General features: G+C 30.7%; 13 protein-coding genes. 6 read left to right on the top strand and 7 right to left on the bottom strand.

Translation table 11 applies throughout. The annotated features are described in order from the left end of the window. Window positions 1-18 precede the first annotated feature (18 nt). Entirely contained in the window at window positions 19-1,512 is a 1,494-nt protein-coding gene (locus HZY82_RS01740; RefSeq protein WP_228098205.1) for a fructose-bisphosphatase class III, read from the bottom strand. On the opposite strand from HZY82_RS01740, the gene HZY82_RS06680 reads away from it, so the two are divergent. Beyond that, entirely contained in the window at window positions 1,439-1,603 is a 165-nt protein-coding gene (locus HZY82_RS06680) for a hypothetical protein (protein ID WP_368667345.1), read from the top strand. The two genes, HZY82_RS01740 and HZY82_RS06680, sit on opposite strands and share 74 nt — an antisense overlap. Further along, window positions 1,600-1,899 (top strand): PTS sugar transporter subunit IIA, encoded by a 300-nt coding sequence (locus HZY82_RS01750; protein WP_179938495.1) that lies wholly within the window; start codon window positions 1,600-1,602, stop codon window positions 1,897-1,899. The genes HZY82_RS06680 and HZY82_RS01750 overlap by 4 nt, the downstream gene beginning before the upstream one ends. A gap of 123 nt (window positions 1,900-2,022) precedes the next feature. Here HZY82_RS01750 and HZY82_RS01755 read toward each other — a convergent pair whose 3' ends face one another. Further along, window positions 2,023-5,493 carry a hypothetical protein gene (locus HZY82_RS01755; RefSeq protein WP_179938497.1) on the bottom strand — a complete coding sequence of 1,157 codons (3,471 nt, stop codon included), beginning with the start codon at window positions 5,491-5,493 and terminating at the stop codon, window positions 2,023-2,025. A 16-nt stretch (window positions 5,494-5,509) separates the two neighbouring features. Then, complete coding sequence (gene ytpR / locus HZY82_RS01760; protein WP_135156396.1) at window positions 5,510-6,115, bottom strand: YtpR family tRNA-binding protein; 606 nt, start codon at window positions 6,113-6,115, stop codon at window positions 5,510-5,512. Window positions 6,116-6,578: 463 nt separating this feature from the next. Between ytpR and HZY82_RS01765 the strand changes: the two genes are divergently transcribed. Further along, window positions 6,579-8,078 (top strand): hypothetical protein, encoded by a 1,500-nt coding sequence (locus HZY82_RS01765; RefSeq protein ID WP_179938499.1) that lies wholly within the window; start codon window positions 6,579-6,581, stop codon window positions 8,076-8,078. Window positions 8,079-8,232: 154 nt separating this feature from the next. Here the strand turns inward: HZY82_RS01765 and HZY82_RS01770 are convergent, their stop codons facing one another. Both HZY82_RS01770 and HZY82_RS01775 read right to left on the bottom strand, forming a co-directional pair. Next, complete coding sequence (locus HZY82_RS01770; protein ID WP_179938501.1) at window positions 8,233-8,904, bottom strand: NAD(P)H-dependent oxidoreductase; 672 nt, start codon at window positions 8,902-8,904, stop codon at window positions 8,233-8,235. 317 nt (window positions 8,905-9,221) lie between these two features. Further along, entirely contained in the window at window positions 9,222-10,409 is a 1,188-nt protein-coding gene (locus HZY82_RS01775; RefSeq protein ID WP_179938503.1) for a hypothetical protein, read from the bottom strand. A 318-nt stretch (window positions 10,410-10,727) separates the two neighbouring features. On the opposite strand from HZY82_RS01775, the gene HZY82_RS01780 reads away from it, so the two are divergent. Both HZY82_RS01780 and HZY82_RS01785 read left to right on the top strand, forming a co-directional pair. Continuing rightward, window positions 10,728-12,209 carry a helicase HerA-like domain-containing protein gene (locus HZY82_RS01780; RefSeq protein WP_179938505.1) on the top strand — a complete coding sequence of 494 codons (1,482 nt, stop codon included), beginning with the start codon at window positions 10,728-10,730 and terminating at the stop codon, window positions 12,207-12,209. Window positions 12,210-12,301: 92 nt separating this feature from the next. Then, window positions 12,302-13,144 (top strand): DUF6612 family protein, encoded by an 843-nt coding sequence (locus HZY82_RS01785; protein WP_135157387.1) that lies wholly within the window; start codon window positions 12,302-12,304, stop codon window positions 13,142-13,144. Between the two features lie 84 nt (window positions 13,145-13,228). Here HZY82_RS01785 and clpP read toward each other — a convergent pair whose 3' ends face one another. Next, a complete protein-coding gene (clpP, locus tag HZY82_RS01790; protein WP_256386483.1) occupies window positions 13,229-13,900 on the bottom strand; it encodes an ATP-dependent Clp endopeptidase proteolytic subunit ClpP in 672 nt (223 codons plus the stop codon). A 61-nt stretch (window positions 13,901-13,961) separates the two neighbouring features. Further along, a complete protein-coding gene (locus tag HZY82_RS01795; RefSeq protein ID WP_135157389.1) occupies window positions 13,962-14,837 on the bottom strand; it encodes a YitT family protein in 876 nt (291 codons plus the stop codon). Between the two features lie 151 nt (window positions 14,838-14,988). On the opposite strand from HZY82_RS01795, the gene HZY82_RS01800 reads away from it, so the two are divergent. Further along, a complete protein-coding gene (locus HZY82_RS01800; RefSeq protein WP_135157391.1) occupies window positions 14,989-15,849 on the top strand; it encodes a DUF6612 family protein in 861 nt (286 codons plus the stop codon). The last annotated feature ends 244 nt before the right edge of the window (window positions 15,850-16,093 follow it).

Consider the following 16,093-nt stretch of genomic DNA (forward strand, 5'->3'; position numbering starts at 1 on the left):
AGAATTTAAATTCTCAACTTATTTTTTATATTCCATTATTTCTCCTGATTTATAATAGTCTAATAATTCTTTTAATATTTCAATTTGCTTAAGTAATTCTTTACCTATATCTGTTTCTGCTATAGTCTTTCTTTCCAATTCATGCTCAACTATCCTCTTAGTAGATAAAATATCTGTTTCACCTACAATAGCATTATCTTTATCTATAAACAAATCATGCTTTATAAGTTGCAGACCACAAGAATTATAGGTCAAAGTATATCCTCCATGTCCTGTAGTCTTACTATAAGCCTTAGACATACCACCATCAATAACTATAACTCTACCATTAGCTTTTATAGGATCTTCTCCTGCTGCAGCTTTTACCGGAGTATGACCATTAATAATATGTCCCGTTTCATCTAAACCAAATTCTAATAAAAGTTTTTTGGCAAAAACTTCATCATTTCTTAACTTATAATAAGGATTCTTCACTTCCTTGTGAGTTTCTTTCTCTTTTATAAAGTATCTTTCAAAAGTAGCCATATCTTTTTTACCAAATAAAGAAGATCTCTCACCTTGCCAAAGGTATAGGAATACACCATCCCCCTTTTTCTCATTACTGTAAAATGCTTTCCTTAGCTTAGAATCAAAGAAATCTAAAAGCTCTCTACCTTCATACATAGTTTCCCCATACTTCATAGACAAGAAATTACCTTCTTGATCAACAGGTATACAACCATGTAGTAATAGATCCCCATCATAAAGTTTATACATAGATCCCTTGTTTACCATAAAATCCATATGCTTTCTTAACTTCTCACTACAAAGAAATAAATCTCTTAATTTATTAATCACTTCTATTTCCTCTTTAATTAATTTATAAGGGCTAAGAGGATCTACAGTTGGAAAATTACAACTAGTCATATCATATTCTTTATCTCCCAGTCTAAGTTTTGAATTCTCAAAATCTATCTTATCTAGAAGTAACCTAGAATGCAATTCAAATTCAGGATGTTTATCAACAATTTGCTTTTCAAGCTTAAATTGAATAATAGCTATAGCCTTGTGCATTCTAGCAATCTGGAGAACTTCTGATCTATTATATTTACACTTATTTGTTAACTTAGGCATAAACTCTAAACATTCATCATTACCATAAAATTTTTCACTGAAATTCAATAAATTTCTTAAAGAAATACCGTATCTATCTTCTATAATATCTAAATTATCGTATCTAGCACAAATCCTTAACACATTAGCAATACAATTAAGGTCTCCAGAAGCTGCACCTATCCATAAAATATCATGGTTTCCCCACTGAATATCAACAGAATGATAATCCATTAACCTATCCATTATTTTATCAGGATAAGGCCCTCTATCATAAATATCACCCACAATATGTAGATGATTTATAGTTAACCTCTGAATAGATTTTGTCAATGTTTCTGAAAATATTTCTGAAGCTGACCTTGTATTACTTGCACCACAGGTAGCTTTTGAAAGAGAAAAAATCTCAAAGTTAACCAATGTACCAGTAGAAGTAATTTCAAGTCAAGCTTACGCAAATCTTGATGGATTGGCAATTACTGAATACGCATTAAAATTAATGAAAAAATGATAAAAATTACATCTATGAGATTAATAGCTTACGCAGGAGAGGCTAAATCTAAATATATCACAGCTATCAACAAGGCAAAAGAATCACAATATGAAGAAGCTGAAAAATTATGCTTAGAAGGCGACTCAAGCTTTAGTTTGGCTCATAAAGTTCACCAAAAACTCCTTACTAGGACGGCTAATGGAGAAGAATTAGATATGGATTTACTTCTAATCCATGCCGAAGATCAGCTTATGTCTACAGAACTATTTAGAACACTGTCTAGAGAATTCATAGATTTATACAAACGAATATAAGAAAAAGCCTAGCTTATAAGCTAGGTTTTTTCTATACTAGACTACTCTAGCCCATTATTTTTTATAAGAATATAAAATAAAAAACAGAAGTAATAATTTTTTATTATTACTTCTGTTTTATAATTACTTTTTCTTCTTAACTTTCTTATTTTTCGTCGCTCTTGGTGCTAAATCCAAATTCCATGAATGTTCTTCTTTTTTAGCTATTTCTTTAATATAATCATTTTTAGCTTTAGAACTAGCTACTGCTGAGGCCGCTTTAACATCTTTAGCAATCTTTACTTCAGTCGGCTTTGATGTCCCATATATAGCCGAAACAACTTGACTTGGTTTATATTTATCAACCCTTACTGGCCCTGAAATTTTTTGTTGAACATATTCTGTTGTATTCTTTCTAGGAATTTTCACATTTGAATACTTATCAAATATAGCATCTAATTGCTTTTGCTTTAATTCAATATCAGTCTTAGAAACCGGCCTATAACCTCTATCTTGAGTCTTATACTCACCAAACGTTAAAGGAGCATCTTCTGTTACAAAGTAATCCCCTACATCATTAGTATATAGTTTTTCTTCATATTCAATACCCCTTGTTTTCTCAGCTTGGAATTTCTTAGCCATAGATTGTTGTCTTGAATAATCATAAGCAGCTGTTGTGCTAGTTGAAGAAATAGGAGCCGACTCTATTACTCTAGTTTCTGTTTTTTCTTGACTAGAATTATTCTTATTAAGCCCCCAATATTGAGATCTATATTCATCAATTTTCTTCTGTTTCATCTCTCTATTTAGAGATTCTATGTCAACTTGATCTGATTTATATTCTATCTCATTTTGACTTTCTAACTCATCGATTTCTTCAGCATCTAGATAATAATCTGGATATGGAGTTTCTTGTCTTTCTGATACTTTTAAATCTTCATAAGATTCAAAATTATATTCACTATCTCTAGCAACTTGCTCTATAGATATTTCTTCAAAACCTTTTGATAAATCATCTTCAAGAATCTCTGAATTTTTCTCTCTAAACCTATCTTCCTTGATTAACTCTAGGTTTTCTTCTAACATGGTAATTTCTTCTAATTCTTTTTCATTAGATTTCTCTACAATCTTGGTATCTAAAATAAGTTCATCTAAATTACTTCTGTCTCTAGAAGAAACCAAATCTTCCGAACTTCTATCTTTAAACAAATCTTTTCTAAAGTTTTCAATTTCTTCTGGGTGGGGTTCATCTGATACTATCTCATGTTTTTTACGCTCAATATCAGTTTCTAATACATCTTCTTTTCCTGATAGTACATCATCAACTGAAGTATAAGCTAATTTAGATCTTCTAACCGGTGCCCCCTCTGATTCTTCTACTTCAATAGCATAATCACGTAAATCCCTATTAATTTCTTCTTGGGTAGATTTAATACTGTTTACAGCACTTTCAATTTTTTCTCCGTCTCGATCTTTTAAGAAATTATCGGTATTAGAAATCTTATCTTGCTTTCTATCAATTCTATTAAAATCTTGATTTAACTTATCTATCTCTTCTTTATTCTTAGATTGATGAGGCTCTTGGATATTAGTTTCAACAAGTTTTTCCTGAATATTTTTCTCCAAACTCTTAGCAAAACTTTCCTTATCATTTGATAGACTTAAATCGTAAGTAATTGAATCTATTTCTTTTTCTTGAAGAATTCGTCTTACTTTTACAGAAGCTAGTGTTGGGTGAACTCTTCGTTCTCTCTCTTCTCTAGGATTTCTTTCTTCAAATACATCTACTGATTGAATTTGATTTGTTTCAATTCCAAAAGAGCGTAAACTTTCTTGTAAACTTACATTTTCTTCTTCATCTGGAAGAATTTCTTTCTCTTCTACAAGGCCTAACTTATCTGAAATAGATTGTTCTTCATCTTCAATGTAGTCATATTCGTACTCATCTTCATCAGATTCATTTTTATTTATAAAGTTTCCTAAAAAACTAGATTTTTCAAATATTCTCTCTTCTTGAAGATCTTCAAATTCAAGCTCTTCCTGGTCATATTTATATTCAAATTCCGACTCATCTTTTCTTGAGGACTTGAAGTTATTAAACTTTTCTTTAATTCTTGCAAAGAAAGATTTAGAAGGCAAACTTGACCTTTCATCATTTAGGTCAAAATCTTCTTCATAGTAATCCTCATAGTATTCATAGGCTTCATCTAAATCAGATTCATAGTATTCTTCCTGCTCCTCTTGTTTAGACTCAAGTTTTTGACGTTCTAGATATGTCTTATAGTCTTCGGCCTCATCATCTAAGTATTCATCATAAGCCTCTTCCTCAGAAAGTTTGTCTTTAGATTTGAATAAGACTCGTATTTTATTAAATAGACTTTCTTTACTAGCAGCCTCTTTTTCTTCCACTTCATAGTCATTTTCTAAATCATCATAGACCTCTTCTTTAGCAGAAACTTCAGAAATTGTAGATTGCTCTTCTTTATACAGATCCTCTTCATAAGTATATTCTTCAGTAGATCCATCCCTATCATTTCCGATAAATCTTTCTTTCAGACTAGCAAATGAAAATCCTTTTTTCTTTTCATCCTTCTCTTCTAAATCAAAACTTTCTTCATAGTCATAAATTTCCTCTTTATCAGAAACTTCAGAAATTGTAGATTGCTCTTCTTCATACAGATCCTCTTCATAAGTATATTCTTCAGTAGATTCATCTCTATCATTTCCAATAAATCTTTCTTTCAGACTAGCAAATGAAAATCCTTTTTTCTTTTCATCCTTCTCTTCTAAATCAAAACTTTCTTCATAGTCATCATAGATATCTTCTTCTAGATCTGTGTATAGATCTGCATCGTATTCTCCATAAACAGGGACTTGTTTTTCTTCAAGAATTTCTTCTTTATCTGATTTTTTATTGAAGAATGAGAAACTCAATTTTCTTTCTTTCTTAACTTCTGATCTTTCCCTTAAGCCCAATTCTTCTTCTAAATCTGCATAGATGTCATCTTCATAATCATCATAAACTTCTTGATACAAGTCTTCTTTTTTATCTGATTTTTTATCAAAGAATGAGAAACTCGATTTTCTTTCCTTCTTAACTTCTGATCTTTCTCTTAAGCCTAATTCTTCTTCTAAATCTGCATAAACGTCATCTTCATAGTTATCATAAACGTCTTTATACAAGTCTTCTTTTTTATCTGACTTCTTAGTAAAAAATGAAAAGGCCGATTTTCTATTCTTATCCTCTTCTAGTTCAAAGTCTTCTTCTAATTCTTCATAAAATTCCTCTTCATAAGCATCTTCAACTAATTCTTTTTCTTTTTTCTTGAAAAATGATCTAGAATTTTTTGCTCTTTCAGCAGCTAGACTTAGTTCTTCTTCTAATGCAAGCTGATAATCATCTTCTTCATAATAGTCCTCTAAATCATCTTCTTCAAATCTAAGTCTAGATTTTTTCTTCTCCTCAAGCCTGTCAGAAGTTTTTTCTGAAGCAGTATAGTGGTCATCCTTATCTAGACTAGCTTCTCCTAACTTTGTCTTCTTTGTATCTTTTGAATTAGGTCTTTCTTCTAATTCTTCATAATCTTCTTCAAATAATTTTTTCCAATTTACCATCTTTTACGCTCCCCTATTAAAGATTAAGCTCCTTAATTTTTCTTCCTATTTCAGTACTTGGGTCTAAAACTAATATACCTTTTACTTCTGGGTCATAATCTAAACCTAACTCTTTTCTAGAACACAACATTCCCTTTGATTCTACCCCTCTTAGTTTAGATTCTTTAATTAATAATCCACTTGGCATCATAGCTCCTACTTTAGCTACTGCTACCTTTTGCCCTGCCTCTACATTAGCAGCACCACAAACAATCTGCAAAGTTTCTTCTTCTGAAATTTTTACTTGTGTTACTGATAATTTATCTGCATCAGGGTGTTTCTCTTTTGTCAAAACCTCTCCAACCACAAAGTAGTCATCATTATTACCTTCTAGATCGATTTTAATTCCATTTTTTTCAAGTCTAGCATTTAAAATTTCTTTCGCATCTTCACTTAATTCAATATTTCCATTACCTTCAAGTTTTAAATTTTCAATATTGAATAAATTTAATCCTACAAGTTTGCCATCTAGATTTTTTATAAGTGTCATACTTTTCTTATTTTCGTAAGTTACTTGTTCGGCTTGCTCTATAGTAATTAACAAAGTTTCACCTAACATTTGTTTATTGTAAAAAAATAACATAATTTTCTCCTATCCCACAGCTTATATAGCTACTTTAAAGCATAATTTATCTATATTATTATAGCAGAAAAAACCGATTCTATCTATGCATATCCTTAATTTTTATGAATATTTGCTTATTAATTTTTTCTTTGTTAAAATTAACTTACCTTAACTTAGGAGTGACCATAACTATGAAGAAAAATGATATTTTATTAAAAAAACTAAAATCACTAGCTATAATTTTTACAACCAGCCTTTTACTAGGCTTAGTAAATTATTTTTTTATAAAATCTAATCTACTGACTCAAACACTTATACTAGTTATTATTTTCTATACTATTTATACTTGTATACTTTTATCTATAATGACTATACGAATAAAATCAAATACTAAAAAATAAAAGGGAAGCGTTTCCTCTTTTTTTAATTTATTTTTTATTTACTATACTAAAATAAAAGAAAAAAGTAGGGAGTAATATCTATGTTTAGAAATTTATTTATCAAAATTTTTGCTATTACGTTTTTGATAACTTTTATCTTGCCTACTAAAACCAGTTTGGCATCTACTAATCCCACTTTATCTTCTACTTCTCACACTTATAAAAAACTAAGTGTTCCCGTCAGATTAGTAGCTAATAAGATGGACTCTCCCCCTGTAAAACTCTCTCTAATTAAGACCGCCATTTCAAAAAAAACAGCCGAAAGCTCTTATAGTAGTCTTTCTTTTGAAACTAAAGACAAGGATTATTTTCTAGATGTTACTATTGTCGACAAGGATAAAGAACGAGCTGTAAAATCATTTTATAGATTTTTCAACGAAAAAACGAAAAGCTATATTAACCAAATTCAATTTGAACATAAGGCTGAAAATTTCTTGAAATTAAAAATACTCACAAATAATCCTACTAAGCAAAGCTTTGCTATTATGCTGGAATTTGACTGGCAAAAGGCTAAAGAGCTTAGTCCTATATCACTTAAGCTTGCGACGAACTTAGCTAGTAATGAAAAAACTATAAATAAAATAAAGCCTGAAAATAAATCTATTATTGTAAAAAACAATAAGATTCCAGAATTAGTAGAAACTACTTTCTATAAAAATTTTTCTAATCCAGCTAAAATGCAAGACTATATAAACTATTACAATAGCTTACAAAGTAGATTAAATAAGCCTACCTTACTTAAATCAATAATGCAAAATAGAAAAGAAGATATGGATGCAGATCCAGAAGATGTTTTGGAAGAAGATTTTAATGAAAACCCTAAAAAAGAGGATAAACCTATTCTTAGATCTCTATCTGATTTCTTCTCAACAGATACTATAACAAGATCAGAGGGGACTTATCTTATAGATATTTCATCCACTCACTTGAACCCTCTCACTGGAAAACTTGCTGATGAAAACTCTAAAGATACAGAAATAATAAAAAAATTAAGCCAAGCAATTATCGCACCTAATCTAGAAAACGAAGAAAATTTAAAAGAAATCTTCAGACAAGAACTAGATGACAACAACAAAAGATGGGCCAAAGCAAAACTGGAAAGAAAAAATGGCAAGTTATATGCCACAGTGCGACTACATCTAATCAAGCATATAAGTAGATCACAGGAAGATGGTCCCTTCTTCAAGATATTAGAAGAAAATGGTGACTATAATCTAATTTCAGCCATAGAATCGCATTTAACAGATTCCTACGCTGATTATAGCTTTGAAGTTCCTAGAGAAAACTTCTCAGCTCTTCTTCAATTGAATGTTAAAACTCTAAATAAAAGCCTGAATTTCTATTTGGAAGTTAACCCTAGAACAATTAAGAAAGGTAATTTTGCAGAATCTGAAACACAAATTAAAGACGCCTCTCCCCTAACAAAAACCATAATATTAGCACTAGTATTACTAATATTAATAGCTATCCCTAGCCTACTTATTAAAAGGAAAAGATACCTAGATAACTATGAAGATGAAGAATATGATGATTATGATTAATAAAAAAAGTGTCCCCTAAAATTAGGAGGCACTTTTTTATTTAGTTCTTCTAAGTACTTGCTCTTATTTTTTTAACTCTTAAATCAAGTCAAATCATAAAAGCTGTGATAGATACAAGCCTACCCAGTCAATCCTTATTATTTTTAGCTATTAATTAGTCTAGCCAATTAATTACCTTATCTCTATCTTTTCTTGTTCTTTGGTGTTTTGGATCCTTTAATCTATAACCAAGCGATAGCATTGTAGTGATAGATTCTTTTTCTATATCAATCAACTTAAGTTCTGCTAATTTTTCATTGACTTTACTATAGTCAAAACCTTCAATCGGACAGGAATCTATACCTAATCTTATGGCTGATGTCATCATATTAGCTAGGGCTATATAAGTTTGTTTAGCTGTCCAATCAAGTAGTCCTCTTTTACTGTCCGCAATCTGCATATCATTTTCTTGGAATGATTTGTATAATTCTAATCGTTTTTCTATTTCTTCTCCAAGAAATCCACGCCTTACTAAACTTTCCCTTATTGATTGTCCATCATAACGAGCATTTCTCTCAGCAAGTAATATTACAAAGTGGCTAGCTGTATCTAATTGAGGAGCTGCTCCCCATGCAATAGACTTTAAGTCTTCTCTTACTTTAGATATAGCTTTTCTATCTAATACCAAAAATCTCCAAGCTTCAAGGCCTACTGACGATGGACTCAACCATGCTGAATCTAAGATTATCTCCATATCTTCTCTTGATATTTCTCTATCATTATAAACACGAACAGCCACACGTCGATCAAGATTTTCTCTAATTTCTTTTCTTACTTCTTCTGTCATTCTACTACCCCTTAATATTTTTTCAAATTTAGCCAAATCGCTCAGCTTAAATTTTATACATGTACTAATATAAAACTATTCACTATAATTATAACATTTTATTTGTTTTTATTGCTCTGGACTGCTTACTGAGAATTAATTAGGTGCTAGATAATAATTTTCCTTTTTTCAGAATATGCTATCTAGCAAACAACTAATATACATAAACCTAAAAATTAAGCAGATCTTTATATCCCCTTTAATTCAAACAATAAGACCATGTAAAATTCCACTTATGAAAAATAAGCCAAACTCTAAAATTTGGCTTATTCCTTCACTTATATTCTCAACAATATTAATCCTGCACCTATAACTAATACAAATAAAGTAGCTATAGTTGATACTAATTTATCCGTATCCACTTTTGTCAATTCAAATTGTGATAAATTTTGAAAATTATTTTCAGCAGATGCTGAAGATCCTTCTGTTTTATTTGAAGAATTTTTTGAATCAGCACTTTGATTTACAGCTGAATTACTAGCTTGAGCATCTTTAGCTTCCACAGGATTATTATCTATAGTCATCTCCCTAATATTTTCTACAAAATTCGATATAAAACTTGCTATGTTTTCTTCATTATGGTTTGTTTGTGTAGAATCACTTTGATTTATTGTATTTGCAAGTATATTTCCACTAAGTAGAGCCTCACTTCTTGTAGTTTCAACTGATGTCTTTAGCTCTTCTAAAGGCTTTTCTGTTGAAACTTGTTCCTGTTCATCCTCTACCATCACTAAATCTGTCTTTGTTTCTATACTTATATTTTCTTCAATCCTTGCTGGTTTTAGAAGTATATTTTCATGATTTTTCTCAAGAATCGAAAAATCTCTTACATCTTCTGTTTCTGAAATAATGCTACTTGTTTCTTCTGTACTTGTTACAGTTTCTGTTTCTGGAGCATTACTACTTGTTTCTTCTGTACTTGTTACAGTTTCTGTTTCTGGAGCATTACTACTTGTTTCTTCTGTACTTGTCACAGTTTCTGTTTCTGGAGCATTACTACTTGTTTCTTCTGTACTTGTTACAGTTTCTCTTTCCGGAACACTACTGCTTACTTCTTCCAACTCTATTACAATTTCTGTTTCTGGGACAATGCTACTTATTTCTTCCAGCAAACTACTTGTTACTATCGGCGCAACAGGTTCAAGACTTACATTTTCATATCCATTCCCATAGTATAAACCCACACCTATACCAATATTAGTAGAATGAGAATGATTGCTACTATCTATAGATACAATGTATCCTGCGTTTTGTTCTTTTCCTGGATTTAGATTATAACTAATATGCATATTTTCCGTTTTTGGCACTTCTACAGTCTTTTCTGCTTGAATATTTGTTAAGCTTACTTCTGATGCCTTAGAGATATTAGAATCAGATTCAAGATAAATCATATTTAAAAGCAGTAATTGGCTAATTGCAAATGCACTAACTATTTTTTTAAATTTAGAAAGTTTTCTCTTTTTCATCCTAACCCCCTTTTTATATTCTTCAATATTAACTCCAACACTAATCTTAATTAAAGTAAAATATTTAAATTCATAATTTTTATTTCAATTTATATTATATAGAATTACAATTTTTTATAATATTTGTAAATAAATTTTCTAATATCTTTAAACTTTATAATTACTTAAAATTTTCTTCTATAGATTATATTATATATTTATTTGCCAATTTGTCAAGAATCTATAGCCAAAGAACTTTAAAAAATATATATCGTTATACATATGATTTCATATCTTGTATAATATTAAGTATAGATAAAATTAAAGGATGTATTGATTATGACAATAATTAAAATTGCCAAAACTTCTGAAAATAAAGATGTACTTATGTACGGAAACAAACTAAACCGTCACGGAATAATTGCGGGAGCTACAGGAACCGGAAAAACTATATCCCTTAAAGTTTTAACTGAGCAATTTTCCAAAGCAGGGATTCCTGTATTCCTTGCTGATATTAAAGGAGACCTGGCTACTCTTGCTAAAGCTGGATCTTTAGAAGGAAAGGTTGCCGAACGTGTTTCTTCCATGGGACTTGAAGGATTCACTAATCAAGCTTTTCCAGTAAGACTTTGGGATGTATTTCAAGAAAAAGGCCACCCAATTAGGGCAACAATTTCTGAAATGGGACCCTTACTACTATCAAGATTACTAGAATTAAACGAAACTCAAACTGGAGTTTTAAATATAGCTTTCCGTGTTGCAGATGATAAAAAACTACTTCTAATCGATATGAAAGATTTAAAAGCCATGCTTAATGACCTTGCAGAAAATGCCTCTACATATTCAACTCAGTACGGAAACATTACCAAACAATCAATAGGAGCTATTCAACGTTCCTTACTTACACTTGAAGACCAAGGTGGAGATGACTTCTTTGGTGAACCTGCCATCGACTTAAATGACTTTATGCAAGTTGATCAAGATGGTAAAGGATTTATTAATATCCTTATGGCGCAAAAATTATTTGGATCACCAAAATTATACTCTACTTTCTTATTATGGATGCTAACAGAATTATTTGAAATGCTACCAGAAGTTGGTGATTTAGACAAGCCTAAAATGATATTCTTCTTCGATGAAGCCCACCTTCTATTCAATGACACCCCTAAAGCATTCATTGAACGTGTTGAACAGGTAGTAAGACTGATCCGTTCTAAGGGAGTTGGTATTTACTTTGTTACTCAGAATCCTGTTGATATTCCAGAAAACATACTAGGACAATTAGGAAACAGAATCCAACACGCACTTAGAGCATATACACCAAAGGAAATCAAAGCTGTTAAATTAGCAGCTACAACTTTCCGTCCTAATCCTAATTTAGACACGGCTGCCGCCCTTACCGAACTAAAAGTTGGGGAAGCGTTAATCTCTTGCTTAAATGAAGAAGGACAACCAGAAATAGTAGAAAGAGCATCTGTTATACCTCCAGAATCATTTATCGGAGCTGTTGATGAATCAGAATATACTGCTTTAATCAATAAGTCGCCAATGGAATCTAAATATAGAACATCTTTCGATAGAGAATCTGCTTATGAAATTCTTTCTAACAAAGTGGCACAGCAAGAAATTCAAACAGAAAAAGAAACCACTCAAGCAGAAACAAGAAGAATAGAAGAATATAAAGAAACTCCTAGACGTTCACCAGGACGTCCTGCTAAATCTGCACTTGAAAAGAACGTAGATACCGTAATCAAAACAGCAACATCTACTATTGGACGCGAAATTATTAGAGGACTATTCGGTATTCTTAAAAAACGCTAGCAAATAACTAGTGTAATGAGGTGTTCAAAATTCTGAACATCTCATTTAAATTTTATGATATAATTAATTCATTATAAATTTAGGAGAATAAAATGAAAAAATTTAAAAAATTATCATTTATACTAGGGCTTTCTTCAATCACAGTACTTACTACTGCCTGCAGTCAATTGGAAAAAATTGGTGAAGATATTGGAAATCACGCTAATCAACCAGCAGAGACTACTACAACTAAAAAATTAAGCGAATCTGACTTGATAAGACGTTCCTTAAGTAAAATGAATTACCTAAAGTCTTGGCAAGTAGAATCTGAAACTAAGACTAGTCAAGAGCAATCAAACAGATCTCTACCATTTGATTCTACATCAACTACTCTTACCCAGTTTACATCTGATCCTTACGTCTTTAAATCAGAAGAAATTTCCTCTGATGGAACTATCAACGCATCTTATGTTAAAGATAATGTTCTATATCGTTATACAAAATCAGAAACTTCTGAAGAATGGACTAAGGGAGCTATACCTGAAGATAGACTTAAAGATAATTCATACAAAAGAAGTCACATTTCAAATTTCTATAGAGCGCTTTATATAATCTTGGAGGTAAACAAGGACTACACATTTAAAGATAATGGTTCTACCTATGAATTTAACTTCAAGCCAGCTAATGCAGATGAATATAGAGAAAGGATATTTGGGAATAATCAAAAAGTTACAGATTTCAAAGTTGAAGCTTATTCAGCAAAATATATAATCGATAAAACAACATTACTTCCTGTGAGTGTAGAACTTGAACAAACTATCTCTTACACTGCTAACTCTGGTGTTAAGGTTAAATTAACTACATCATCAATAGATAGATTCAAAGATATAAACCAAGTTAAGGATATTTCAATAAAAGAAGGATACCAAAACGCAAAAGATGAAATTAAATTCTAATAATAAAAGCACCTGATAATTTTATCAGGGCTTTTTATATATAAAATAAGAGCCATGTTCTACACGACATAGCTCTTTTATTGCTTATTCTGACTTCTTACTCGCTGCCTTCTTTGGCTTTTCTTTTTTGCTTACCTTATTATGTTTTGGATACATAACTTCATCAACAAGACCGTAGGCTAGAGCTTCTTCAGCCGTCATATAATTATCACGCTCTGTATCACGCTCAATAGCTTTGATTGTTTGACCAGTTCTTTCAGATAAGATTTTGTTTAATCTAGCCTTAGTTCTCAAAATGTGTCTTGCCGCAATCTCTATTTCAGTCGCCTGCCCTTGTGCTCCACCAAGTGGTTGGTGAATCATTACTTCTGCGTGTGGCAAGCAATATCTTTTACCAACAGTCCCTCCTGCTAATAAGAAAGCTCCCATAGATGCAGCCATTCCCATACAAATTGTAACTACATCACACTTGATGTGTTGCATTGTATCGTAAATAGCGAAACCTGCTGTTACAGAACCTCCTGGCGAATTAATGTAGAAATAAATTTCCTTATCTGGATCTTGAGCTTCTAAGAATAAAAGTTGACTTACAATTGAGTTAGCCACCTGTGAGTTAACCTCTGAACCTAATATTACTATTCTATCTTTTAATAACCTTGAATAAATATCATAAGCTCTTTCCCCCTGTGATGTTTGCTCAATAACTGTAGGAATTAAATTCATATTCTTCCTCCTTAAATTTTTCTTACTAACTATTATACTTTAAAGGTTAAATTTAGTAAAGAACTTGAAATTTCTGTGTATATATCTCTAAACACTACAATCTATAAGAATGTTCTTTAAAGTTACCCATAATAGTATTTATACTATTAAAGGTGATAAAAGCCTGTGGACAAGTTTTATTTACTATTTTCTTAAGTAAATATAATTCATTTTGCTGAATAACTACTATAATCATTCTTTGTTTCTTATGAGTATATCCACCCTCAACATCAATAATAGTCGACCCCCTATGTAAGGTTTTATTAATTGCATCTACCAATTTTTCTGTCTCATCAGCAATAATGGTACATTGTAAGTAGGCCGAGAAAAATCTCTCTATACCTTTCATAGTCTGATTACGTACAAAACTTAGGACGAAAGCATACATGACTGCCTTAATATCAAAAACTATCCAAATAATAATGTATATAATTATATCCTGTATCAAAAAGACTGTCGGAAAATTCAGACCAAATTTCTTAACAAAAAATTTCCCTGTGATCTCTGTTCCTCCAGTAGAGGCTCCGCCTAATAAAATACAAGATATTGCTAAAGCAGATAGAATCCCTGCAAAAATGCTGGCTACTAATTTATCCCCTAAATCAACAGGTCTTATAAAACTAGTCATATTATTAATAAAGTAAGCAGAAATCATAATAACAATGAATGTTAATATGGTAAATTTTTTACCTATATATCTATAAGCTATAAAAAATAGGGGGAGGTTTAATAAAAATTGTATAGTCCCTACTTTTATAGCTGTAAATTTGTTAATAACCAAGGATAGACCTAAGGCCCCTCCAACACTTAAATTATTGGCAGGTATTAATAGTCCGGCATAAATAGAATATGTAAATATCCCTATTGCTAAAAACAACATCTGCTTTATTAATCTATTTTTCTTAACTTCAAAAAAAGCCTCTTTCAACATACAATTCATCCTCTAAGTTATTGATTAATAATTAATCCTAGTAACTATTATTGTAAATATTATTCTTGTAAAAATCAATATCTCTTTACCATATGTAACCATTTTGATATAATTTAAACATTATTTTAGATATTATAAAAAGGAGATTATTATGAAAAAATCTTATAAATTATTAAGTTCACTACTTGTTCCAGCTTTGCTTTTTTCAGCTTTTTCTATAAACATTGACCTATCTACTAAACAAATTCAAATCAAGAAAGCATATGCTCAAGACTTGTCTAAGGAAGAAATAGTAAAAAAATTCTATACTACTTTTTCAGAAGTAAAAAGTTTTAATGCTAAATCTGATACCTCATATACTCTAGACGAAGGTAATATGGAATTAAGTATAAGTTCCCCTACCATAGCTAATAGTCAAGATATAAGTATCTCAGGACACATCAATGCACCAGCAACAGACGGATTCCCTAAAATAAATGACGATGTGAATCTGATTTACAAAGATAATACAGTCTACTTTAACATACCTTCTATGACTGCTAATGCTTGGATGAAAACCACAAATGCCGAAGCAGTTCAACTTGTTGCACCTTTCAAAGGTATTGGAGAATTCTTCGAAGTAAAAGAATTATTCAAAAACTATAATGATAAAATCTCGGTCAACGAAAAAGATGGTAAATATGAAATAAGCTATTCTAAAATTGATGAAAAGGTATGGAGAATTATAGAAGATAAACTTTTAAAACTTAACCTAATTTCTTTAGATAATGTCCTTTCTTCTGCAGATATTGAAGCTAGCAATTCGACAGGACATGTTACTTTTACAGTATCTAAAGAAAATTTCAATGTTGAATCTTTAGACCTTTCACTTTCCGTGACAGAAGATTCTAAAACATACACAATTAAATCTACTTCAAAAATATCAGATATCAACCAAGTTTCTGAAATTACCTTACCACTTGCAACAAAATTTGCCCTTGATGCAAATATGTTAGAAAAATTAGGAGATTAATTATAGCAGCCACTTTTAGTGGCTCTTTTATTTCATTTTAAACATTACTTATTTACAAAAGAAATTATACTGTGCTATAATTAAGGAGAAATAATAAAATTTAAGGGGTAGTAGATTTATAATTATAGCGCCCGAACTAAGTTTTAATGGTTAAACTAAGCTTAGTTGACGAGGAAAAAAGTTATCGATGATTCGGCGGATGCTTTTTCGGAATACAGAGTTTCGTTAGGTAGCATACAAAAGA

Source organism: Gemella sp. GL1, assembly GCF_013415365.1.
Classification (GTDB): domain Bacteria; phylum Bacillota; class Bacilli; order Staphylococcales; family Gemellaceae; genus Gemelliphila.